This is a genomic window from Mesorhizobium sp. B2-3-5 (genome assembly GCF_006442395.1).
Classification (GTDB): domain Bacteria; phylum Pseudomonadota; class Alphaproteobacteria; order Rhizobiales; family Rhizobiaceae; genus Mesorhizobium.
This window is the reverse complement of record NZ_VFVX01000012.1, coordinates 115,527-138,300: the sequence shown is the minus strand read 5'-3', so window position 1 is coordinate 138,300 and position 22,774 is coordinate 115,527. Positions and strand designations below refer to the sequence as shown.

Here is a 22,774-nt window from a genome sequence, read left to right as displayed (position 1 = left end):
GAGGAGATATTTTGGTTATTTGGCCGGCGCCGGTGCCGCCGGTGCAGGTGCCGCGGGAGCGGCCGGCTTGGCCGGTGCGGCGCCATCAGCCGGCTTTGCCGGAGCGGCTCCGCTGGCTGGCTTGGCGGGCGCGGAAGCGTCCGCGGCGGCACCCGGCGCCGGCAGCGGCTTGGGATTGTCCGACAGCGTGCGCAGATAGGCGATGACGTTGGCGCGGTCCTCGTCCTTGGGCAGGCCGGCGAAACCCATGGCTGTGCCCTTCACGAATTTCTTCGGCGAGGTGATGAAGTGGTTGATATTGTCGTAGGTCCACTTCTCGGTGCCGCCCTTGGAGAATTCCTTCATGCCGGCCGAATAGGCGAAGCCTTCATGTTCGGCGACCGGACGGTCGACGACGTCCCACAGATCGGGGCCGACCTTGTTCGGCCCGCCCTTTTCGCCGGAATGGCAGGCCTGGCATTTCTTGAAAACGGCGGCGCCCGCCTCGACATTGGCGGTCTGCAGCAGATCGGCGATCGGCTTGGCCTCGGCGGCCGGGCCGGCAGCGCCGCCTTCGGTGGGCTCGGCGGCCTCGATGGCAAAGCCAGGCTTTTCCGGAGCCGGCGAGGCAAACAGCGCGTCCGAGACAAGTCCGACCGAGAAAACGACGAAAATGGTTCCGAGCAATCCGGCGAGCAGTTTGTTGACTTCGTTGGAATCCATACGCCCCTTGCTCCCTTTTCCGGCGGACTGATCCGTCCACTCCGTCCGTCGGTGTCGAGACCCGCCCTCCAGAGCCGGCCAAATCGGGGCGGAAACTAGGTCTTTTGCTCGGGCGTTGCAACACCTATAAGGGCGCTTCCAGTGAGACCTTTTGCCACTTTTCCCCTCCCCTTTTCGAACGCCTTGCCATAGCCATGTCCACCTTGATCCTGATCCCGGCCCGCATGGCCTCGACCCGCCTGCCGGGCAAGCCGCTGGCCGACATCGCCGGCGCGCCGATGATCGTGCATGTCGCCCGCCGCGCGGCCGAGGCCAGCCTTGGCCGCGTTGTGGTGGCGACCGACACGCGGAGTGTCGCCGAAGCGGTGCGCGCGCACGGCTTCGAGGCCGTGATGACACGCGTCGATCACGAATCCGGCTCCGATCGCATCCACGAGGCGCTGGTCCAGCTTGATCCCCGGCGCGAGGTCGAAACCATCGTCAATGTGCAGGGCGACCTGCCGACCATCGATCCCGGCATCATCGCCGCGTCGCTCAGGCCTTTCGAGGACCAGACGGTGGATATCGCCACGCTCTGCATCGAGATCGTGCGCGAGGAGGAAAAGACCAATTCCAACGTCGTCAAGGTCGTCGGTTCGCCTCTGTCAGCCACGAGGCTGAGGGCGCTCTATTTCACCCGCGCCACCGCGCCATGGGGCGAGGGGCCGCTTTATCACCATGTCGGCCTCTACGCCTATCGACGTGCCGCGCTCGAGCGTTTCGTGTCGCTGAAGCCATCGCCGCTCGAGCGCCGCGAGCGGCTGGAGCAGTTGCGGGCGCTGGAAGCCGGCATGCGCATCGACGCCGAGGTCGTCCAGTCGCTACCGCTTGGCGTCGACACGCCGGAAGACCTTGAGCGCGCCCGAACCATCCTTTCAAACTGATCCCTCCGAACAGAGACACTGTGAATCGAGATCTGGCCATGCCTGAAAAGACCAACAGAATATCCTTCCAGGGCGAGCCGGGCGCCAATTCCGACACCGCCTGCCGCAACGTCTATCCCTCGATGGAGCCGTTGCCGTGCCCCACCTTCGAGGACGCGTTCAACGCGGTCGAGACCGGCAAGGCCGATCTCGCCATGATCCCGATCGAGAACACCATCGCCGGACGCGTTGCCGACATCCATCACCTGCTGCCGGAATCGAGGCTTCACATCGTCGGCGAATATTTTCTGCCGATCCATTTCCAGCTGATGGTGCTGCCCGGCGTCAAACGCGACGAGATCAAGACCGTGCACAGCCATATCCACGCGCTTGGCCAGTGCCGCAAATACATCCGCAAGAACGGCTGGAAGGCGGTCGTCGCCGGTGACACGGCGGGCGCCGCCAAGATGGTCTCCGAAGTCAAGGACCGCACCATGGCCGCGCTGTCGCCGGCGCTGGCGGCGACGCTTTACGGGCTCGATATCATCGAGGAGAATGTCGAGGATACCGATTCCAACGTCACCCGCTTCGTCGTCCTGACCAAGAACAAGCAGTGGGCCGAGCGCCCGTCACCTGACGTCAGCATGATGACGACCTTCATGTTCCGCGTCCGCAACGTGCCGGCCGCGCTTTACAAGGCGATGGGCGGCTTCGCCACCAACGGCATCAACATGACCAAGCTGGAGAGCTATCAGCTGGGCGCATTCACGGCGACGCTGTTCTATGCCGACATCGAGGGCCATCCCGACGATCCGCTGGTCAAGCTGGCGCTGGACGAGCTTCGCTTCTTTTCACGCGAGGTGCGCATTCTTGGCGTCTATCCGGCCAGCCAGTCGCGCGAGCAGTGGAAAGTGGCGGATTAAATCACCGCGCCCAGCGGTACGTAGTCGATCTCGAGAAATTTCTCGACCTCCGGCACCCAGCGGTCGCGTACGAAGGCGACATGGTCCGGATGGTCGTTGTATCGGGTGTAGGCGGCCTGGTCGGCGAACTCCATCGAGAAGCCGAACCGATAGTCGTTTTTGGCGCTCACTTGCCGCAGCTGTTCGAAATGGGTGACGCCCCGGATCGCCGAGAGGATTTTCCTGGCGTCGACCAGGAAGCGCTTTTCCTCCAGTGAGTGCGGCGCATGCTTCAGCGTGAAGACGACGGTGTGGCGGATCATTTGCCTCTCCTGCAATGACTTTCAGTATTCGCTATGCGCTGTCGACCCAGGCGCGGATGAGGTGATGCGCGATGGCGCCTTTCGGCGGCGTGATCAGGTTGCCAGGATGTTCCCGGGCCAGCATCGAGCGCACTTCGTCGCGCAAGAACCAGCGGCAGTCTTCCAGCTCGTTGAGATCGGCCTGGATGTTTTCGTTGAGCGGCTCGCCGAAGCAGCCGATCATCAGTGAATAGGGGAACGGCCAGGGCTGGCTGGCATGATAGACGACGCGGCCGAGCCGGATGCCGGCCTCCTCCAGCGTTTCGCGGCGCACCGCCGCCTCGATCGTCTCGCCCGGCTCGATGAAACCGGCAAGGGCCGAATACATGCCCGGGGCGAAGTGGCGGCCGCGCCCAAGCAGGCATTTCTCGCGCGTCGCCGTCAGCATGATCGCCACCGGGTCGGTGCGCGGGAAATGCTCGGCACCGCAATTCGGGCAGTGCCGTTTGTAGCCACCGGCCCGCATTTGCGATTCGGATCCGCATTTGCTGCAGAAGCGGTGGCTGGCATGCCAGGCGAGCAGGGAGGCCCCTTGCGCCATCGCCCCGGCCGCCGCCTCGTCGATCAGCCCCTGCATGTAGACCGAGCGGTAGTCGATCGCCTTGACGGTTTCCGGCAGCTGTTCGGGGTCGATGCCGGCCGGCACCGCCAGCACCGGTCCCTGTTCGGAAAAGCCGAGCAGGACACTTTGACCGAAGGGAGGATTAAATGGCTGGCTCTCCGCGACGCCAAACCAGGGATCAAGACCGGTGCCATTTCCTGACTTCAGGTAGAGCCGTCCGCCGTTCATCAAAAGCAGCCGCGTCGTCGGGTCGGCGAGCGCCTTGTCGGCCGAATCGTCGGCGCGGTTCTCGGATTGCCGGTCGATCGTGTTGCCGGCAAAGCCGACGAACTGGCTCGGCTCGCGCAGGGGCGCGTCAAACAGGCTGAAGCTCATGCGGACTCTGGTACTTTGGGATGGACATGTTTGGGCTGAACACAGGGGATGGCTTATAACGCCGCCCTGATCGTTTCGGCAAACCGGCGCAGATCGGAACGCTGATAGGGCTCGCGCAGGCCGTGGCCCCACACCGGGCCGGGCCAGCCGGGATCGCCTTCAGACCGTGCAATGACATGGATGTGCAGCTGGCGCACGATGTTGCCAAGCGCGCCGGTGTTGATCTTGGTGCAGCCGGTCACCTTCTTCAGGGCCTGCGCCACCATGTTGGTCTCGAAGGTCAGCATCGCCTGGTCGAGTGGCGTCATGTCGTGGATCTCCTCCGCACCCGGCCTTTGCGGCACCAGAACCAGCCATGGCCAGCGGCGATCGTTCATGATCCGCAATTCGCACAGCCCAAGCCACATCAACTGCTCGCTGTCCGCTTCCAGCCGGGCGTCCAGCGTGAATCCGGCCTTCAGGCCCGGCAACATCGGCGTTTCCCTTAATTTTCTTGGTTTCCTCGGACTCGTGGACGCTAGAGCGCTGGCACGGGGGCCGCAAGCGAATCATTGTTTCCCTCACGGTTTGGTGCATCAAATCTCATGCGCACTTGCATTTCATCGCGCAATTGCCGATATGGACAGCGGGAGGTTGGTGGTGGACGATCCACTCGCCAACCGGGTCAGGTCCGGAAGGAAGCAGCCCTAACGAGCCCGGAACGGGTCATTGTTCCAGCCTCCCGCCTCTTCGCCTTTCTCCCGCGACATTGACGGCGCCAAGCCGTGCGGGCGAAACTATGCGCAGGAATCGACCGCGTTGAGACGCGGCCCTTGGAGCTTTACGGGCGAATGAGCGAGGCCGGAAATTCGGGAGCGGACAAGGCCGGCGCCTATCGAGTATTGGCGCGCAAATACCGTCCTTCGAACTTCTCCGAGCTGATCGGCCAGGAGCCGATGGTCCGCACCCTCACCAACGCCTTTGCCACCGGCCGCATCGCCCAGGCCTGGATGCTGACCGGCGTACGCGGTGTCGGCAAGACGACGACGGCGCGTATCCTGGCCCGCGCCTTGAACTACAAGACATCAACCGTGGACCAGCCTTCGGTCGATCTTTCGGTGCCCGGCGAGCATTGCCAGGCGATCATGGAAGGCCGTCATGTCGACGTCATCGAGATGGACGCCGCCTCGCACACCGGCATCGACGATATCAGGGACATCATCGAGCGCGTGCGCTACGCGCCGGTCTCGGCCCGCTACAAGGTCTACATCATCGACGAAGTGCACATGCTGTCCACGCAGGCCTTCAACGGCCTGTTGAAGACGCTGGAAGAACCGCCGCCGCACGTCAAATTCATCTTTGCCACCACCGAGATCCGCAAGGTTCCGATCACCGTCCTGTCGCGCTGCCAGCGGTTTGATCTGAGGCGCATCGATGCCGGCGCACTGGTCGCGCATCTCTCCTCGATCGCGGCCAAGGAAGGCATTTCGGTCGACGACGACGCGCTGGCGATGATCGCGCGCGCCGCCGAGGGTTCGGCCCGCGATTCGCTCTCCATCCTCGACCAGGCGATCGCCCATGGTGCCGGCTCCGTCAGCGCCGAGGCCGTGCGCGCCATGCTCGGCCTGGCCGACCGCGCCCGCATCGTAGATCTGTTCGAACATGTCATGAAAGGCGATGTGGCGGCCGCACTTGGCGAATTCCGCGCGCAATACGATACCGGCGCCGATCCGGCCGCCGTGCTGACCGACCTTGCCGAGTTCAACCACCTCGTCACGAGGCTGCGTTTCGTGCCGACCGCCATGGACGACGCATCGCTGTCGCAGGACGAACGCCAGCGTGGCGCCGATTTCGCCAGGGCGCTGTCGGTCAGGGTGCTGTCGCGGACCTGGCAGATGCTGCTCAAGGGCATTCCCGAGGTGCAGTCCTCCAACCGGCCCGTCAGCGCCGCCGAAATGGTGCTGATCCGTCTGGCGCACGCCGCCGACCTGCCGACGCTGGACGAGGCGTTGCGATCGCTCGAGGGGGGAGCACCGGTTCAAAACGGTGCGCCGCGGCCAAACGGAGCGCCGGCCAGTCCCGGCAATGGCGGCGGCAGCGGGGCCAGCGCGGTGGCTCAGACGCGCATGCCTGGCGGATCGGGCGGCGCGCAGACCATGCGGCTGGTCGAGGCCACGCCGGCGCCGACCGCCTTCGTCGCGCCTCCGCAGCCGGCGCCGGAGACGCAGCCAGTACCCTTGAAATCGCTGGCCGATATTATCGCCCTTGCCGATGCGCAGCGCGACATCGCTCTCAAGGTGCTGCTCAAGAGCTGCATTCGTCTCGTGCGCATCGAGCCTGGCCGCATCGATGTCGGCCTGACCAGCGACGCGCCCAAGATGCTGCTCAACGACCTGACGACGAAGCTGCGCGCCTGGACCGGCCGCAACTGGCTGGTGTCGCTCTCGAAGGAAGAAGGTGGCCAGACGCTGGCCGAGATGGAATCGACGAAGCGCGAAAACGCCTTCCTCGATGCCAGGAGCGATCCGACCGTCGCCGCCATCCTGGCGCGCTTTCCCGGCGCCAAGATCATCGACGTGCGCATTCCCGACGCGCCGGAGGTCGACGAGACCGAGGCCGAAGTGCCGGTTGAACCGCCGGCCGATGACGACGAGACCTGACAAATCAAGACAAGGATCGGACCATGAAAGATCTTCTCGGCCTGATGGGCAAGGCGAAGGAAATGCAGGCCAAGTTCCAGGCCATGCAGGATGAGATCGCCACGGTGGAATCCGTCGGCCAGGCGGGCGGCGGCCTGGTCAGCGTGACGCTGAGCGGAAAGTTCGAGATGAAGTCGCTGAAGATCGACCCGTCTCTGTTCAAGGAGGACGAGGTCGAGATCCTCGAGGATCTGATTCTCGCCGCCCACAATGACGCCAAGGCCAAGGTCGAGCAGATCATGCAGGAAAAGACCAAGGCGCTGACCGCCGGCCTGCCGATCCCGCCGGGAATGAAACTGCCCTTCTAGCCTTCGGCGGCGATGAACCCATGATCGACGAGCCGTCCGAACGACTGATCGAGCAGCGTATCCGCAACAGGCTCTACGAGATCCTGGAAATCCTGGCCGATTGCGATGCCGGCGTCGATATTGTCGGCATCAAGGGCTACTTCAATCTGTTCGAGGATTTCGTGCACCGCCCGTCGATCGAGGCCGGCAGATCGGCGCTTTCGAAGGAGGAGCGCGCGATCGTGCTGGAGATCGCCGAATTCCTCGAGGCGGCTTCCGAAACAAATCCCGATTTCACCAAGGCCGAGTTCATCGACAGCGACTGGCCGGGAAGGATCGCGCCGACGGCCAGGGATGCGCGGGCACTGTTCCTCAGGCGTGGCCTGTTTTCGGAGAAAGTCGAGGAGATCGAGCCGGGTCAACCGGCCGCGATTGCGGCGGGGCGATAAAAGCGATTCCGGAAAAAGCATAACGCGGTTTTCCGTCCGGAATTGCGGCGAAACCATGAGAGGCCGATCATCGCATTCATGAAACGATGGCTCGATCCATCTGGAAAGCCACGAAATTGTGCCAATTTGGCAACAGTGCTTCATTAATAACGTTTTAGCCATCATTTTGCCCGAAAGTGTCTCATTCTTGCCGCAGCCTGGGGGCGGGCATCGAAGTGAGAGGGTTACCTGTTGATTGCCATGCGATGGAAGGCGCCGCTGTTGCTCGGCGTCGTTACGTCTCCTTTGTTCTTGGCCGCTTGCAGTCAGACCACGTCGCACGGCATGTCCGTTGCCAGCCTGACCGACGCCATCACGCCGAGTTTCCTGAGCTCGCGGTCTTACGGCCACACGCCGAAGGACAAGGAATGCCTGGAAAGGGCGATGTTCTTCGAATCCAACCGTTCGAGCCGTGACGGCATGATCGCCGTCGGCACCGTGGTCATGAACCGGCTGCGCTCCGGCCAGCACGGCAACACCATCTGCGAAGTGGTGGGCGAGCCCGGGCAGTTCGCGCCAGGTGTCATGACCAGGCAGATGAACTCGCGGGCGATGCCCGATGTCGAGGAAGCCGCCGACGCCGTGCTCAAGGGCGAGCGCAAGGCCAAGCTCAAGAACACGATGTATTTCCACACCGCCGGCCTGCGCTTCCCCTACAACAACATGCATTACACCATGGTCGCCGGCGGCAATGCGTTCTACGAAAAGCGCGGCCGCGACTGGCAGCCGCTGCCCGACGAGCCGATGGTGGCCTCGGCTGAACAGCAGCAGCAGCGCGCGCCTGCGGCGCCCGTGCTCGTGGCATCCGCGGAACCTGTGGTCAGGACGATTGTCCGTGCCGATCCGGCCAAGCAGGCTGGCGTAACCACCGCGCGCTCGACCCCGGCAACCGCCGTACCCGCGCAGCAGACCTATGTGACGGCCGCAGTGGCGCCGGCGGCAAAGTCCGCGCGCCTTGCGGTGAAGCCGACACTGGTGGCGATGCAGGAGCCGATGGAAGAGCCGGATGCCGCCCGTTTCGGCGGCGTCTTGAACGCAAGGGTCATCTCCTCGGTCCAGGGCGCGCCGCAGGAAGCGGCGATGGGATTCCAGTCGACGCCTGAGAACACCGATGCCATTGGCGCGATGATCCTCAGCCAGGGTCGGCCGCTCGAAGAGAATTGATCCGCGTCCGACCCGCAATGGCAGGTCATGCGCGGATGCAGGATGTTTCAAAGCGCTCTGAAAAATCCTAGATCAGAGCGATGTCCAAGCGAATCGCCGGTCCCGAGATCGAACGCCTGATCCAACTCCTGGCCAAGGTGCCGGGACTTGGTCCCCGTTCGGCCAGGCGTGCCGCCCTTCACCTGATCAAGAAGAAGGAGCAACTCCTGTCGCCGCTCGCCGCCGCCATGGGCGAGGCGGCCGACAAGGTGCGCATCTGCTCGACCTGTGGCAACGTCGACACCTCGGACCCCTGCATGATCTGCACCGACCCGCGCCGTGATGCCGCCACCCTCATCGTTGTCGAGGATGTCTCGGATCTCTGGGCGCTGGAGCGGGCAGCGGCGATGAACGTGCGCTACCATGTGCTCGGCGGCACGCTGTCGCCGCTTGACGGCATCGGCCCCGACCAGCTCAATGTCCGCTCGCTGATCGACCGTGTCGACGGCGGCGAGGTCAAGGAAGTCATCCTCGCCGTCAACGCGACGGTGGAGGGCCAGACCACCGCGCACTACCTCACCGATCAACTCTCCGGCTTCGACATCAAGGTGACGCGACTGGCACATGGCGTGCCGGTCGGCGGCGAGCTCGACTATCTCGACGAAGGCACGCTGGCCGCGGCGCTGCGCTCGCGGACGGCGTTTTGAGGGGACAAATGGGGAAGTCCACGCCTATGCCTGCCACAAACCCTTCGAAGCTTGTGCGCAAGAATCGAACATTAGCTCTCCTCTCCCTCTTCGCAGCGTTCGTCATTTTCCTCCTCACCATCCCCGCCCATGCCGCCTCCGTCGACGACCAGTTCCAGGCCTGGCTCCAAACCGACCTCTGGCCCGAAGCCAAGTCCAAAGGCATCTCGAAAAAGACCTTCGACGCTGCCTTCCTCGGCGTGAAGCCGAACCTCAAGCTGCCGGACCTCGTGATGCCCGGCGAAGAGCCGGCGACGCCGCAGAAGCAGCATCAGGCCGAGTTCGGTCCGCCTGCCAACTATTTCGCCGAGAAGATCGTCCGCGCCGTCACCTTGGGCGGGCGCACACGCGAGAGCGCCAATTCAAGAGTGCTTGGGCTGATCGAAAAACGTTACGGCGTTCCCGGCGAGATCCTTCTGGCGATCTGGGGCCGCGAGACCGGCTTCGGCGCGGCGAAGATGCCTTACGATGCCTTCGAGGTGCTAGGCACCAAGGCATTCATGTCGACGAGGAAGGATTTCTTCCGCACCGAACTGCTCGCGGCGCTGGAAATCGTCCAGCGCGGGCTGGCCCCGGTCAATGCCATGAAATCATCCTGGGCCGGTGCGCTCGGCCAGCCGCAATTCATGCCGACCTCTTTCCTCAAGCATGCCGTGGATTTCGACGGCGATGGACGCGTCGACATCTGGAATTCGACGCCCGACGTGCTCGCCTCGATCGCCAACTATCTCGTCCACTATGGCTGGGTGCGGGGACGCGGCTGGGGTTTCGAGGTGACGGTGCCGGAGAGCGTCTCCTGCTCGCTGGAAGGTCCGGACCAGGGCAAGAAGATCTCGCAATGGGCTGCCATGGGCATCAAGCGCGTCGACGGAAAGCCGTTTCCGGCGAGCGAATTGAAGGCGGAAGGTTTCCTGCTGATGCCGGCTGGCCGCAGCGGCCCGGCCTTCATCGCCACCCCCAATTTCTATGTGCTCAAGGAATACAACACCAGCGACCTTTACGCGCTGTTCATCGGCCACGGCGCTGACGGGATTGCCCATGGCGATCAGAATTTTTCCGGCAGCTGGGGGCCGGTAGGCGATCTCCATCGTTCCGACATCGCCGCCCTGCAACGGGCGCTGGAAGCCAAAGGCTATGATGTCGGCAGCGCCGACGGCCTGCCGGGCTTCAAGACCCGACGCTCGATTGGCAAGTGGCAGACCAAGAACGGCGAGCCCGCGACCTGCTTTCCAGACGCCGGCCTGGTCGCCGCGCTGAAATAACCCAAAAAAGTAAGGGGATTTGTCCCGTTTGCCAGCCCCGATTAGCCTGCGTGTGTGTCGACGCGTCGCCCGCCATTCCGGTTGAATGAGTCGTCGCGTAAAATCCTCGTCGCCCGCCCCGAAGTGCCGGATATGCTGTTGACCAATTGGACAAAAACCACGACGGTAAGTCGTCGAAGGGCCTTGCCGGCCCCGAAAAGAACACCGCAATCCTGAGCCGGGAACTCAGGTCAACAAAACAGGGAACAATCACCATGATGATGGAAAAGTTTGCTCTACGATCCCGCATCTTGCTTGCGGGCGCGGCCATGTCGGCGCTGCTTCTGGCTGGTGCCCCGGCCGGGGCGGTTACGCCCGCCGACACACTGGTCGAGGGTTTCGCGATCGACGACATCATCTCCATGGATCCGGGCGAGGCGTTCGAGTTGTCGACCGCCGAGGTCACCGGCAACACCTATGATCTGCTGGTCCGCCTCGACCTCAGCGACACCTCCAAGGTCAAGCCCGACCTCGCCGAAAGCTGGGCCGTCTCCGACGACGGCCTGATCTACACCTTCAAGCTCAAGCCCGGCCTGAAATTCGCCTCGGGCAATCCGATCACGGCTGCCGACGTCGCCTACTCGTTCGAGCGCGTTGTCAAGCTGGACAAGAGCCCGGCCTTCATCATCGAACAGTTCGGCATCAGCGGCGACAACGTCGCCGACAAGGCCAAGGCCGTCGACGACACCACCTTCCAGTTTACCGTCGACAAGGCCTATGCGCCGAGCTTCGTCTTGAACTGTCTGTCGGCGACCGTCGCATCGGTCGTCGATAGCAAGCTGGTCAAGGAGCACGTCGTCAAGGCCGCGCCCACCGCCGACTACAAATGGGACAATGACTTCGGCAACGCCTGGCTGAAGACCGGCTATGCTGGTTCCGGCGCCTACAAGCTGCGTGAATGGCGCGCCAACGAAGCCGTCGTCATGGAGCGCAACGACAATTATCACGGCGAAAAGGCCAAGCTCGCCCGCGTCATCTACCGCAACATGAAGGAAAGCTCGGCGCAGCGCCTGGCGCTCGAGGCCGGCGACATCGACGTTGCCCGCAATCTCGAACCGAACGACCTCGACGCCATCGCCAAGAACGCCGATCTCACCACCAACAGCGCGCCGAAGGGCACGGTCTATTACATCAGCCTCAACCAGAAGAACCCGAACCTGGCCAAGCCCGAGGTTCGCCAGGCCTTCAAATATCTGGTCGACTATGACGCGCTGAGCTCGACCATCCTCAAGGGCATCGGCGAGATCCACCAGACCTTCCTGCCCAAGGGCGATCTCGGCGCTCTCGACGAAAACCCCTTCAAGCTCGACGTCGCCAAGGCCAAGGAACTGCTGGCCAAGGCCGGTCTGCCGGACGGCTTCAGCGTGACCATGGATGTGCGTACCGGCCAGCCAACGACAGGCATGGCGGAATCGATCCAGCAGACGCTCGGACAGGCCGGCATCAAGCTGGAGATCATTCCCGGTGACGGCAAGCAGACGCTGACCAAGTATCGCGCCCGCAACCACGACATCTATATCGGCCAGTGGGGACAGGACTATTTCGATCCGAATTCCAACGCCCAGACCTTCGCCTCGAACCCGGACAATTCGGATGCCGGCAAGTCGCACACACTGGCCTGGCGCAACGCCTGGGACATTCCGGATCTGACCAAGCAGACCGAAGCGGCTCTGCTGGAGAAGGACTCGGCCAAGCGCGCCGCGCTGTACCAGGACCTCGAGAAGAAGGTACTCGACACCAGCCCCTTCGTCCTCATCCACCAGCAACTGGAAGTGGCTGGCTTGCGCAAGAACCTCAAGGGTTTCGCGCTCGGCCCGAGCTTCGACACCAACTTCGTCGGGCCGGTTTCCAAGGAATAGCGCCCGCGGACACGCCGCATGAGCGCGGTTGAAAGCCAGGAGAAGGCGGGGCGCGGCAGCGCCCGTGCCTTTGCCATTCTCTCCTCGATCGGCCGGTTCCTGGTCATCGCGGTGACGACCTATCTTGGTCTTCTCGCGGTCACCTTCTTCATCGGCCGCGTCATCCCGATCGACCCGGTGCTGGCCGTGCTCGGCGACCGCGCGCCGGCAAATGTCGTCGAGCGCACGCGCCGCGAGATGGGCCTCGACCTGCCGTTGATCGAGCAGTTCTACATCTATGTCAGGAGTGCGCTGAACGGGGATTTCGGCACCTCGGTGCTGACCACCAACCCTGTCATGACCGACATCCGCCGCGCTCTTCCGGCAACGACGGAACTGGCCACGCTCGGAACACTGATCGGCGCGCTGTTTGGCGTGCCGCTCGGCGTGCTGGCGGCCGTCAGGCGCGGCAGCCTCATCGACCAGGTCGTACGCGTGATCGGCCTGATCGGCTATTCCGTGCCGATCTTCTGGCTCGGCCTGCTTGGGCTCGTGCTGTTCTATGCCAAGCTGCAATGGGTGGCCTTTCCCGCGCGGCTCGATGTCGTCTACGAATACACGTTCACGCCGATCACCGGTTTCTACTTGCTCGACTCTGCGATGCAGGGCCAGTGGGATGTCTTTTGGGACGCCTTCCGCCACATCATCCTGCCGGCCTCGCTGCTCGGCTATTTCTCGCTCGCCTATATCAGCCGCATGACGCGCTCGTTCATGCTCAACGAACTTGCTCAGGAATATGTCGTCGCCGCGCGCGCCAAGGGCCTGTCGGAACGCCGCATCATCTGGGCCCACGCGCTGCGCAATGCCGCTGTGCCGATGGTCACCGTGATCGCGCTCTCCTATGCCGGCCTGCTAGAAGGTTCGGTGCTGACCGAGACTGTCTTTTCCTGGCCGGGCATCGGCCTTTACATCACCAACTCGCTGCAGAATGCCGATATGAACGCCGTGCTCGGCGGCACCATCGTCATCGGCTCGGTGTTCATCGGCATCAATCTTTTGTCAGACCTGCTCTATCGTTTGCTCGATCCGAGGACGAAATCCGGATGAGCGCCGAGGCGATCCAGAGCCGTCGCGACTGGCTGCTCAGCGAGCGGCCGGCGTCCCGCATGCAGGCGAGGCTCGGCCGCGCCTATGTCGCATGGCGGCGCTTTTCCGCCAATCGGCTGGCCTTTGTCGGCCTGCTGATCATCATCGCGCTGTTGCTCATTGCCGCTCTTGCCGGTGTGCTGGCGCCCTATTCGCCGACCGTCGGCGATTTGAAGAACGCGCGGCTGCTGGCGCCGAGCGCGGAGCACTGGTTCGGCACCGACGATCTTGGCCGGGACATCTATTCGCGCATCCTCTACGGCTCGCGCTGGACGCTCTATGTGGTCATCCTGGTCGCCATCATCGCAGCCCCGATCGGCCTTCTGGTCGGCACCGTCGCCGGCTATGCCGGCGGCTGGACCGATGCCATCCTGATGCGCATCACCGATATCTTCCTCGCTTTTCCCAAGCTGATCCTGGCGCTGGCTTTTGTCGCCGCGCTCGGTCCGGGCATCGAGAATGCGGTGCTTGCCATCGCCATCACGTCCTGGCCGCCTTATGCGCGCATCGCGCGTGCCGAAACGCTGACCGTGCGCAACTCCGACTACATCAAGGCAGTGCAATTGATGGGCGCTTCGCCCGCCCGCATCGTGCTGCGCCACATCATGCCTCTTTGCATCTCCTCGCTGATCATTCGCGTGACGCTCGACATGGCCGGCATCATCCTCACCGCCGCCGGCCTCGGTTTTCTTGGTCTGGGCGCGCAACCGCCGCTGCCCGAATGGGGCACGATGATCGCCTCGGGCCGCCGCTTCGTGCTCGACCAATGGTGGGTGGCCGGCGCGCCGGGCTTCGCCATCCTCATCGTCAGCCTCGGCTTCAACCTGCTCGGCGACGGCCTGCGCGACGCGCTTGACCCCCGCAGCGGTGACCAATGAGCGCCCTTCTCGACGTCGAGGACCTGCGTGTCACCTTCCCGACCCGCACCGGGCTGATCGAGGCGGTGCGTGGCGTCTCCTTCTCGCTTGGCCGCGAACGTCTTGGCATCGTCGGCGAGTCCGGCTCGGGCAAGTCGCAGACGGGCCGCGCCATCATGGGCCTGACGCCGCCGCAGGCCCGGATATCGGCCAGCAAATTGGCCTTCGATGGGATCGACCTGCTCGGCATCTCGCCGCGCGAACGCCGGGCGCTGCGCGGCAACCGCATCGCCATGATCCTGCAGGATCCGAAATATTCGCTCGACCCGGTGATGAGCATCGGCCGCCAGATCGTCGAGACGCTGCGCACGCACGAGAAGGTCTCCAAGGCCGAGGCGCGCGAGCGGGCGCTGGCCATGCTGGAGGCCGTACAGATCCGTGACCCCAAACGCGTTTTCGATCTGCATCCGCACGAAGTCTCTGGCGGCATGGGCCAGCGCGCCATGATCGCCATGATGCTGATCGCCGGACCCGAGCTGATGATCGCCGACGAGCCGACTTCGGCGCTCGACGTCACCGTGCAACTCGACGTGCTCAATATCCTCGATAAGCTGGTCAGCGAGCGCGGCATGGGGCTGATCTTCATCTCGCACGATCTGCGCCTGGTCTCATCCTTCTGCGACCGCGTCGTCGTGATGTATGCCGGCAAGGTGGTCGAGCAGTTGAAGGCCTCGGAGCTGCGTGAAGCCCAGCATCCCTATACGCGCGGCCTGCTCAATTGCATGCCCCGGATCGGCTTCGAGCGCCATCCCTTGCCGGTGCTCGACCGCAAGCCGGAGTGGGCGGCATGACGTCAGCGATTGCCGTCGACAGGCTGGAGGTGGTCTTCGACCGCTTTCGCGCGCTGAAGGGCGTCAGCCTCGAGGTCAGGGAAGGAGAGTCCTATGGGCTTGTCGGCGAAAGCGGCTCCGGCAAATCGACATTGCTAAGAGCGATTGCCGGGCTCGCACCGGTCTCCTCCGGCAGCATCGCCGTCAACGGCAAGAAGCTCGACGCGCGCCGCGACAAGGCTTTCTACCGCGAGGTGCAGATGGTCTTCCAGGATCCGTACGGCTCGCTGCATCCGCGCCAGACCGTCGATCGCCTGTTGCAGGAGCCGCTTGCCATCCACGGCTTCGCCGACGGCGAAAAGCGCATCGAACGCGCGCTGGACGAGGTCGGCCTCGGCAACGGTTTTCGCTTCCGCTACGCGCACCAGCTCTCGGGCGGCCAACGCCAACGTGTCGCCATTGCCCGCGCGCTGATCCTCGAACCCTCGATCCTGCTGCTCGACGAGCCGACCTCGGCGCTCGACGCCTCGGTACAGGCCGAAGTGCTGAACCTGCTCGAAGAGGTGCGACGGCGGCGCAAGCTCACCTTCCTGATGGTCAGCCACGACCTCGCCATCATCACCCATATGTGCGAGCGGCTGATGGTGATGCAGAACGGCGAAGCGGTGGAGACGCTGACCGCCAGCCAGTTGATCGGCCACCGCGTGAATGCGGACTATACGCGGAATTTGCTCAGGGCGAGCGAGGGGTTTGTGCGGGCCTGACGTTTATCGCTGACGCCGAGTTCCCGAGAACTCGGCATTCGAATTTCCGCCTTAGACCGCTCCACCTTCGGGCACCGTGTCCCCTTGTACGCCATTGCCTTCGGGCTCCCGCTTCGGCTCCTTGATGCGGAACCACGTTACATACAGCGCTGGCAGGAACAGCAGCGTGATCGCGGTACCCGCGATGATGCCGCCCATCATGGCGTAGGCCATCGGCCCCCAGAACACTTCGCGCGCGATCGGGATCAGTGCCAGGCTGGCCGCCGCCGCCGTCAGCGCGATCGGCCGCATACGATGCTCGGTCGCCTCGATGACGGCCACCCAGCGATCCTTGCCTTCGACGACGAGGTCCTCGATCTGCACGATCAGGATGACCGAGTTGCGGATCAGGATGCCGATCAGCGCCAGCACGCCGAGGATGGCGACGAAGCCGAGCGGCGCGCCGCTCGGCACCAGGGCCGCCACCACGCCGATCAGCCCGAGCGGCGCCACCGCCACCACTAGGAACAGGCGCTGGAAGCTCTGCAGCTGCACCATCAGGATCGTCGCCATCACGAACAGCATCAACGGCACGACGGCGGCGATCGGTCCCTGGCTCTTGGCGCTTTCCTCCACCGAGCCGGCGGTTTCGACCGAATAGCCTGGCGGCAGCTTGGCGATGAAGGCGTCGACCGATGGCTTCAGTTCGTTGACCACGGTTGCCGGCAGCGCGTCGCCGACCAGCCCGGCGCGCACCGTGATGGTCGGGATGCGGTCGCGCCGCCACACCGTCGGCTGCTCGAGGTCGTAGCGGAAGTTGGCGACCGCCGCGAGCGGGATCGCCTCGCCGGTGCTGGTCGGCAGCTGCATGTTCTGCAAAGTCTCGATCGAGCCCCGTTCGGCCTCGCGTGAGCGCGCCACGACATTAATCAGGTAGGTGGCGTCGCGCACCTGGGTGATGGTGGCGCCGCCGACCGTGCTGTTCAGCGCGCTGGCGATGTCGGAAGAGGTGATACCGAGCTGGCGCGCCTTGTCCTGCAGCACGTCGACCCTCAGCACACGCTGCGGTTCGTTCCAGTCGAAGGTCGGGGCCGCCAGCTTCGGATTGGCCGAAATGATGCCCGCGAATTTCTGCGCCAGTTCGCGCACCGTCTGGATATCAGGGCCACCGACGCGGTACTGAACCGGGCGGCCGACCGGCGGTCCGAGCTCGAGCAGCTTGACGAAGGCGTCGGTGCCGACGAACTCCTCGCGCAGCAGCTTTTCCAGTGCCGCCTTGACCCGGTTGCGCGCCCCGATGTTCTTGGTGACGATCACGGTCTGGCCGAAATAGGGGTTGGCCGGCTGCACGTCATAGGCCAGCACGAAGCGCACCGCGCCCTGGCCGATATAGGACGAGAAATGGTCGATGTCGGGATTGCCGACCAGTGCCCGTTGCTCGAACCGCTGCATCTGGTCGCGTGTATCGGCGATCGAGGAATTCTGCGGCAGGTTCCAGTCGACGACCAGTTCCGCCCGGTCGGATGGCGGGAAGAATTGCTGCTGAACGAGGCCGAAACCGGCGATGGAGGCGGCGAAGAGAAGCACCGTCACGATGATCGTCAGCCAGTGGCGGCGCACCGAGCCGACAAGGATGCGCCGGAACAGCGACGTGAAGCGGCCGGGCTGCTCGTGATGCTTGGCTTTCATCGTCGCCGGCAAGATAGTGACGCCGAGCAGGGGCGCAAACAGCACCGCCACGATCCATGACACCAGCAGCGACACGGCGATGACGACGAAAAGGGTGAAGGTGTATTCGCCGGCGGCGCTGTTGTTGAGGCCGATCGGGATGAAGCCCGCGACCGTCACCAGCGTCCCGGTCAGCATCGGGAAGGCGGTCGAGGTGTAAACATAGGTCGCGGCCTTGCGCAAGGTGTCGCCGACCTCGAGCCGCGCCACCATCATCTCGACCGCGATCATCGCGTCGTCGACCAGCAGCCCGAGAGCGATGATCAGCGCGCCCAGCGAAATGCGCTGCAGCGATATGCCGAGATATTCCATGACCGTGAAGGTGATGGCCAGCACCAACGGGATCGATAGCGCCACCACGAAGCCGGCGCGCATGCCGAGGCTGATGAACGACACCGCGAGCACGATGGCTACCGCTTCGAACAGGGCGCGGGTGAAGCCCGACACCGCCTCCTCGACGATGACAGGCTGATCGGCGACCAGATGCACGCCGACGCCGACCGGCAGGTCGGCCAGCACTCTGTTCATCTCCTCATGCAGCGCCTCGCCGAACTGCAGCAGGTTGGCATTGGGCTTCATGCCGATGGCGAGCCCGATCGCGTCCTGGCCATTGAAACGGAACAGCGCCGTCGGCGGGTCGACATAGCCGCGCGTGATGGTCGCCACGTCGCTCAGCCGGAAGAAGCGGTCGTTGACGCGCAGGTTGATGGCGCGCAGGCTCTCCTCCGAGGTGAACTGGCCGCCGACGCGCACGCTGATGCGCTCCGGGCCGGACTGGATGACGCCCGAGGGCGTGATCGCGTTCTGCGCCTGTAGGCTCGCCACGATCGCCTGCTGGTTGAGGCCGAGCGCGGCGATCTGGCGGGTCGAGAATTCGAGATAGATCGCCTCGTCCTGCGCGCCGACCAGGTCGACTTTCCCGGCATTGGGCACGGTCAGGATCCTGGTTCTGACATCCTCGACATAATCGCGCAGCTGGCGCGGTGTCAGCCCATCCGACGTGAAGGCGTAGATGTTGCCGTAGACGTCGCCGAAGCGGTCGTTGAAGAATGGTCCCTGCACGCCTTGCGGAAACTGGTTCCGGATGTCGTTGACCATGTTGCGCACCTGCAGCCAGGTCGGCACGACGTCGCGCGCCCTGGTGGTCGGCTTCAGGTTGACGAAGATGACGGTCTGGCCGGCTGTCGTGACCGACTTGGTGTAGTCGAGGCTGTCGAGCTCCTCGAGCTTCTTCTCGATGCGGTCGGTCACCTGTCGCACGGTCTCGTTGACCGAGGCGCCAGGCCAGTTGGCCTGGATGATCATCGTCTTGATGGTGAAGGCCGGATCTTCCTCGCGGCCGAGATTGAGATAGGAAAATACGCCGGCCACCACGAAGACCAGCATGAAGTACCAGACCAGCGAGCGGTGATTGAGCGCCCAGTCGGAGAGGTTGAAGCCTTTCATGAGGCCCCTCCCTCGGGCACTTTCACCTTCTGACCTTCGCTCAGGCTGTGGACGCCCGCCGTGACGACGCGCATGCCGGCCTCAAGCCCTTCGGCAACGGTGAAGGTGCCGCCATTCCTCGACGCGACCTTGATGTCGCGCGCGCTCACGCTCGATGTCCGCGGATCGACGATCCACACTTTGTCGGCGCCGTCCTTTTCGAGCAGCGCCGACATGGGCAGTTCGATCGTCGGCGCCACCTTGGTCACGCGGGTTGCCGTCACCGTCGAGCCGAGCCGGAAGGCCTGCGGGGGATTGGTCAGTGTCAGCCGCACGCGCCGGGTGCGCGTCGAGCCCTCGGCTTGCGGCGCGATCTCGCGCAGCTTGGCCTCCGTCTGGATCGTCGGCAGCGATTGCAGGATGACCTGGAAGGGCGTGCCGGCGGAGAGATCGCCGGTCAGCTGGTCGGGAATATCGACCACCGCTTCGCGCAGGTCCGAGCGCGCCACGGTGACGACCGTCTGCCCGGGTGAAACCGTCTGGCCGACCTCCGCGCCGACCGCGGTGACGACGCCGTCGAAATCCGAGAACAGCCTGGCATAGCCAAGCTGCTCCTGCGACTTGGCCAGAGAAGCCTTGGTCCGTTCGACACTGGCCTCGGCCGCTTTCCTTGCCTGCTGCGCGGCATCGAAGACGGACTGCGAGGTGTTGGCCGAGGCAAGCAGCTGGCGCTGGCGCTCCTCGCTGGCGGCGGCATTGGCGAACTGTGCCTCGGCGTTGGAGAGCTCCGCCTTGGCCGCTTGCACCGCCAGCTCCAGCGCGGTGGGGTCGAGCGCGGCGATCGTCGTACCCTTGCTGACGATGTCGCCGACCTTGACGTCGCGCGAGATAACCCGGCCGAGCAGGCGGAAGGCAAGGTCCGCGCTGACCTGCGGCTCGACCGAGCCGGCGAAGCCGAAGGTCTGGGTGGTGCGCGGCTCGACTACGAGCGACAGCACCGGCCGGGTGATCTCCGGCGGCTTTTGATCCGACTTCGAGCAGGCGCCAAGCGCGCCAAGCGCAAACAGGCCAAGCAGGATGCGTGGCAGCCGGTTCATTGGCCCGCTCCCGCTATCTCGACCGTCTCGCCGGGACTGAGCAGCTGCCCGCCTGATGTAACGACGCTTTGGCCTTCGTCCAGCCCCTTGGCGATGACGACCGTGCCCGAATCGAAAGCCAGCACCTCGACCGGCGTTGTCGTTACCGCCTTGGTCGAGGGATCGATGACCCAGACCGCCGGTTTGCCGCCGCTGGACGTCAGCGCCTGCCAGGGCAACAGGATCGCCTTCGCCGGCTTGGCGCTGACCGAGCCGATGACGGCCGCGCCCAGCGGCATGCCGGTGGGCGTATCGGCAATGCCGACCTTGACCCGGATCGAACCGGACGCCTGGTCGACCGCCGGCGAGATTTCACGCACCTTGCCTGTTGCCCTCACCTGCGGATCGGACAATAGCGTGATCGTCACCGCGGGAGAGGTCGGCGTCCTGGCGACCAGCGTCTCCTGCACGTTGAACACGGCGTCCCGGTCGCCGTCCTCGGCTATGGTGAAGACGGTCTGCGCCGCTTGCACCACCTGGCCGGTCTCGATCTGACGGGCGGTGATCACGCCGGCGGCCCCTGCCTTGAGTTCGGTGAAAGAAAGGTTCTGCTGCGCATTGGCGAACGCGCTCTGCGCTGCATCGACACTGCCTTGCGCCACCTTCAGCGCCTGGTCGGCGGTGTCAAAATCGCGTCTGGTGGTGAAGCCCTGGGCAAGCAGCGTCTTCTGCCGCGCGAATGTGGCGGCGGCCTGGGTCAGTTGTGCCTGTGCTGCGTCAAGATCGGCCTGCGCGGAACGCAGATCGGATTCTTGTTCCTGCGGATCGATGCGGGCAAGCACCGCGCCCTGGTCGACATGCTGGCCGACATCGACGAGCCGCTCGGCGACGCGGCCGCCGACCCTGAACGACAGATTGTTCAGCGTGCGCGCCGCGATTACGCCCGTCAGCGAGGTTCTCGGCGCATAGTCGGCGAGCGCCACCGTCTCTGTGCGCACCATGATCGGCAGCTTTTTCGCCGCGGCCTCCTGCTTCTGGCAGCCGGTCAGCGGCAGGGCGGCCATACAGGCGAAAAACGCCGAGGCGACTGGAAAAGACAAAAGGCTGGAGGTTTTGACCGATGGCGGCGAGACGGAGGATGTCGCGTTCCTGCTCATGGGCTCCCCTCGGCCGCGGACCGCTCGCTGACGCTCGCGGATATCTGGAGGATAATCGATCCCCGGAAAAAGGAAACCGGTCTCGTACGCGTATCTCCCAACTGATTAAGGCAGGCATCCGCCGGCCGCAGGCCCAATCGCCAGCCGGTGGTGCCGACTTGAGGAAAACATGAAATAAGGTCAGAAGACATCTGATCAACGAGAACGGGCGCCGGCCCGATGAGGGATATCAATGAAGAATTCAGCCATTTCTGAACGCAAAAACCAGTCGATTTCACGCGGCGTCGGCATGACCACGCAGATCTATGCCGACCGGGCTGAAAATTCGGAGATCTGGGATGTCGAGGGCCGCCGCTACATCGACTTCTCCTCGGGCATCGCCGTGGTCAATACCGGCCACCGCCACCCCAGGGTGATCGAGGCCGTCAAGGCGCAGCTCGACCGCTTCACCCATACCTGCCATCAGGTCGTGCCCTACGAAAGCTACGTGCGGCTGGCCGAACGCTTGAACGCCATGCTGCCCGGCAAGTTCGAGAAGAAGACCATCTTCGTCACCACCGGCGCCGAGGCGGTCGAGAACGCCATCAAGATCGCCCGCAACGCCACTGGCCGCCAGGCCGTCATTGCCTTTGGGGGCGGCTTCCACGGCCGCACCTTCATGGGCATGGCGCTGACCGGCAAGGTCGTTCCCTACAAGGTTGGCTTCGGCGCCATGCCGGGCGACGTCTATCACGTGCCGTTCCCGGTGCAGCTGCATGGCGTCTCGGTCGCCGATTCGCTTGCCGCGCTCGACAAGCTGTTCAAGGCCGATGTCGATCCGGCCCGCGTCGCCGCGATCATCATCGAGCCGGTTCAGGGCGAGGGGGGCTTCTACGACGCGCCGCGTGAGCTCCTGACGGCGCTGCGCAAGCTCTGCGACCAGCACGGCATGCTGCTCATCGCCGACGAGGTGCAGACCGGGTTTGCTCGCACCGGCAAGATGTTCGCGATGGACCACCACGAGGTCGCTGCCGACATCACCACCATGGCCAAGAGCCTGGCCGGCGGCTTCCCGCTGGCGGCGGTCACCGGCCGCGCCGAGATCATGGACGCGCCCGGCCCTGGCGGGCTTGGCGGGACCTATGGCGGCAGCCCAATCGGCGTCGCCGCCGCGCATGCGGTTCTCGACGTCATCGAGGACGAAAAGCTGTGCGACCGCGCGAACACACTGGGTGCGCGGCTGAAGCAGCGCCTCCAGTCGATCCGCGATGACGTGCCCGAGATTGTCGACATCCGCGGCCTCGGCTTCATGAACGCTGTCGAGTTCAACGACGTCAAGAAGGGCCTGCCCTCGGCCGAGATCGCCAACGCCATCCGGCTGAAGGCGCTCGACAAGGGGCTGATCCTGCTGACCTGCGGCGTCTATGGCAACGTCATCCGTTTCCTGGCGCCGATCACCATCCAGGACGAAGTCATGAACGAGGCGCTCGACATTCTGGAAAGCTCGATCCGCGAAGTCTGCGCCGCCTGAAAGGGGCGGCGCCCAT

At 64.3% G+C, this 22,774-nt stretch carries 21 protein-coding genes and 1 other RNA gene; 15 read left to right on the top strand and 7 right to left on the bottom strand.

Features of this window, described 5'->3' with window-relative positions:
- Positions 1 to 15 precede the first annotated feature (15 nt).
- Complete coding sequence (locus FJ958_RS16320; RefSeq protein ID WP_140744229.1) at positions 16 to 702, bottom strand: cytochrome c family protein; 687 nt, start codon at positions 700 to 702, stop codon at positions 16 to 18.
- Between the two features lie 194 nt (positions 703 to 896).
- On the opposite strand from FJ958_RS16320, the gene FJ958_RS16315 reads away from it, so the two are divergent.
- The gene (locus tag FJ958_RS16315) at positions 897 to 1,625 is read left to right on the top strand and encodes a 3-deoxy-manno-octulosonate cytidylyltransferase (RefSeq protein WP_140744228.1); all 729 of its coding nucleotides are present in this window, start codon (positions 897 to 899) and stop codon (positions 1,623 to 1,625) included.
- A gap of 38 nt (positions 1,626 to 1,663) precedes the next feature.
- Positions 1,664 to 2,527, top strand: a complete 864-nt coding sequence (locus FJ958_RS16310; RefSeq protein WP_140744227.1) for a prephenate dehydratase — start codon at positions 1,664 to 1,666, stop codon at positions 2,525 to 2,527.
- Here FJ958_RS16310 and FJ958_RS16305 read toward each other — a convergent pair.
- Genes FJ958_RS16305 through FJ958_RS16295 form a run of 3 tightly spaced genes read right to left on the bottom strand, consistent with a single transcriptional unit; the run spans position 2,524 to position 4,278 of the window.
- Positions 2,524 to 2,829, bottom strand: coding sequence for a Dabb family protein (locus FJ958_RS16305; RefSeq protein WP_140744226.1), 306 nt, complete (start codon positions 2,827 to 2,829; stop codon positions 2,524 to 2,526). The genes FJ958_RS16310 and FJ958_RS16305 overlap by 4 nt on opposite strands.
- Positions 2,830 to 2,860: 31 nt before the next feature.
- Positions 2,861 to 3,805 carry an NAD(+) diphosphatase gene (gene nudC / locus FJ958_RS16300; RefSeq protein WP_140744225.1) on the bottom strand — a complete coding sequence of 315 codons (945 nt, stop codon included), beginning with the start codon at positions 3,803 to 3,805 and terminating at the stop codon, positions 2,861 to 2,863.
- A 53-nt stretch (positions 3,806 to 3,858) separates the two neighbouring features.
- Positions 3,859 to 4,278: an HIT family protein gene (locus tag FJ958_RS16295; RefSeq protein WP_140691276.1), complete on the bottom strand. Its 420-nt coding sequence runs from the start codon at positions 4,276 to 4,278 to the stop codon at positions 3,859 to 3,861.
- 155 nt (positions 4,279 to 4,433) lie between these two features.
- On the opposite strand from FJ958_RS16295, the gene ffs reads away from it, so the two are divergent.
- The 12 genes from ffs to FJ958_RS16235 all read left to right on the top strand — a co-directional run bounded on the left by ffs (position 4,434) and on the right by FJ958_RS16235 (position 15,883).
- Positions 4,434 to 4,530, top strand: an RNA gene (ffs, locus tag FJ958_RS16290) — signal recognition particle sRNA small type.
- Between the two features lie 105 nt (positions 4,531 to 4,635).
- Positions 4,636 to 6,444, top strand: a complete 1,809-nt coding sequence (locus FJ958_RS16285) for a DNA polymerase III subunit gamma/tau (protein ID WP_140744224.1) — start codon at positions 4,636 to 4,638, stop codon at positions 6,442 to 6,444.
- 23 nt (positions 6,445 to 6,467) lie between these two features.
- Positions 6,468 to 6,791, top strand: coding sequence for a YbaB/EbfC family nucleoid-associated protein (locus tag FJ958_RS16280; protein ID WP_019863040.1), 324 nt, complete (start codon positions 6,468 to 6,470; stop codon positions 6,789 to 6,791).
- Between the two features lie 20 nt (positions 6,792 to 6,811).
- On the top strand, positions 6,812 to 7,219 hold the full coding sequence (locus FJ958_RS16275) for a hypothetical protein (RefSeq protein ID WP_140744223.1): 408 nt from the start codon (positions 6,812 to 6,814) through the stop codon (positions 7,217 to 7,219).
- A 231-nt stretch (positions 7,220 to 7,450) separates the two neighbouring features.
- Positions 7,451 to 8,422: a cell wall hydrolase gene (locus FJ958_RS16270; protein ID WP_140744222.1), complete on the top strand. Its 972-nt coding sequence runs from the start codon at positions 7,451 to 7,453 to the stop codon at positions 8,420 to 8,422.
- 80 nt (positions 8,423 to 8,502) lie between these two features.
- On the top strand, positions 8,503 to 9,108 hold the full coding sequence (gene recR / locus FJ958_RS16265; protein WP_140744221.1) for a recombination mediator RecR: 606 nt from the start codon (positions 8,503 to 8,505) through the stop codon (positions 9,106 to 9,108).
- A gap of 26 nt (positions 9,109 to 9,134) precedes the next feature.
- Positions 9,135 to 10,409 (top strand): lytic murein transglycosylase, encoded by a 1,275-nt coding sequence (locus tag FJ958_RS16260; protein ID WP_181176406.1) that lies wholly within the window; start codon positions 9,135 to 9,137, stop codon positions 10,407 to 10,409.
- Between the two features lie 254 nt (positions 10,410 to 10,663).
- On the top strand, positions 10,664 to 12,307 hold the full coding sequence (locus tag FJ958_RS16255; RefSeq protein ID WP_140744220.1) for an ABC transporter substrate-binding protein: 1,644 nt from the start codon (positions 10,664 to 10,666) through the stop codon (positions 12,305 to 12,307).
- Positions 12,308 to 12,325: 18 nt separating this feature from the next.
- Complete coding sequence (locus FJ958_RS16250) at positions 12,326 to 13,393, top strand: ABC transporter permease (RefSeq protein WP_140744219.1); 1,068 nt, start codon at positions 12,326 to 12,328, stop codon at positions 13,391 to 13,393.
- Positions 13,390 to 14,310: a nickel transporter permease gene (gene nikC, locus FJ958_RS16245; RefSeq protein WP_140744218.1), complete on the top strand. Its 921-nt coding sequence runs from the start codon at positions 13,390 to 13,392 to the stop codon at positions 14,308 to 14,310. Before FJ958_RS16250 ends, nikC begins: the two co-directional genes overlap by 4 nt.
- On the top strand, positions 14,307 to 15,140 hold the full coding sequence (locus tag FJ958_RS16240; protein ID WP_140744217.1) for an ABC transporter ATP-binding protein: 834 nt from the start codon (positions 14,307 to 14,309) through the stop codon (positions 15,138 to 15,140). The genes nikC and FJ958_RS16240 overlap by 4 nt, the downstream gene beginning before the upstream one ends.
- The gene (locus FJ958_RS16235) at positions 15,137 to 15,883 is read left to right on the top strand and encodes an ABC transporter ATP-binding protein (RefSeq protein WP_140744216.1); all 747 of its coding nucleotides are present in this window, start codon (positions 15,137 to 15,139) and stop codon (positions 15,881 to 15,883) included. Before FJ958_RS16240 ends, FJ958_RS16235 begins: the two co-directional genes overlap by 4 nt.
- 51 nt (positions 15,884 to 15,934) lie before the next feature.
- On the opposite strand, the gene FJ958_RS16230 is transcribed toward FJ958_RS16235, so the two are convergent.
- Genes FJ958_RS16230 through FJ958_RS16220 form a run of 3 tightly spaced genes read right to left on the bottom strand, consistent with a single transcriptional unit; the run spans position 15,935 to position 21,248 of the window.
- On the bottom strand, positions 15,935 to 19,036 hold the full coding sequence (locus tag FJ958_RS16230) for an efflux RND transporter permease subunit (RefSeq protein WP_140744215.1): 3,102 nt from the start codon (positions 19,034 to 19,036) through the stop codon (positions 15,935 to 15,937).
- Positions 19,033 to 20,112, bottom strand: a complete 1,080-nt coding sequence (locus FJ958_RS16225; protein WP_140744214.1) for an efflux RND transporter periplasmic adaptor subunit — start codon at positions 20,110 to 20,112, stop codon at positions 19,033 to 19,035. The genes FJ958_RS16230 and FJ958_RS16225 overlap by 4 nt, the downstream gene beginning before the upstream one ends.
- Positions 20,109 to 21,248: an efflux RND transporter periplasmic adaptor subunit gene (locus FJ958_RS16220; RefSeq protein WP_140744213.1), complete on the bottom strand. Its 1,140-nt coding sequence runs from the start codon at positions 21,246 to 21,248 to the stop codon at positions 20,109 to 20,111. The genes FJ958_RS16225 and FJ958_RS16220 overlap by 4 nt, the downstream gene beginning before the upstream one ends.
- A 232-nt stretch (positions 21,249 to 21,480) precedes the next feature.
- Here FJ958_RS16220 and FJ958_RS16215 point away from each other — a divergent pair, with 232 nt between their 5' ends.
- Positions 21,481 to 22,758, top strand: a complete 1,278-nt coding sequence (locus FJ958_RS16215; RefSeq protein WP_140744212.1) for a 4-aminobutyrate--2-oxoglutarate transaminase — start codon at positions 21,481 to 21,483, stop codon at positions 22,756 to 22,758.
- Positions 22,759 to 22,774 lie beyond the last annotated feature (16 nt).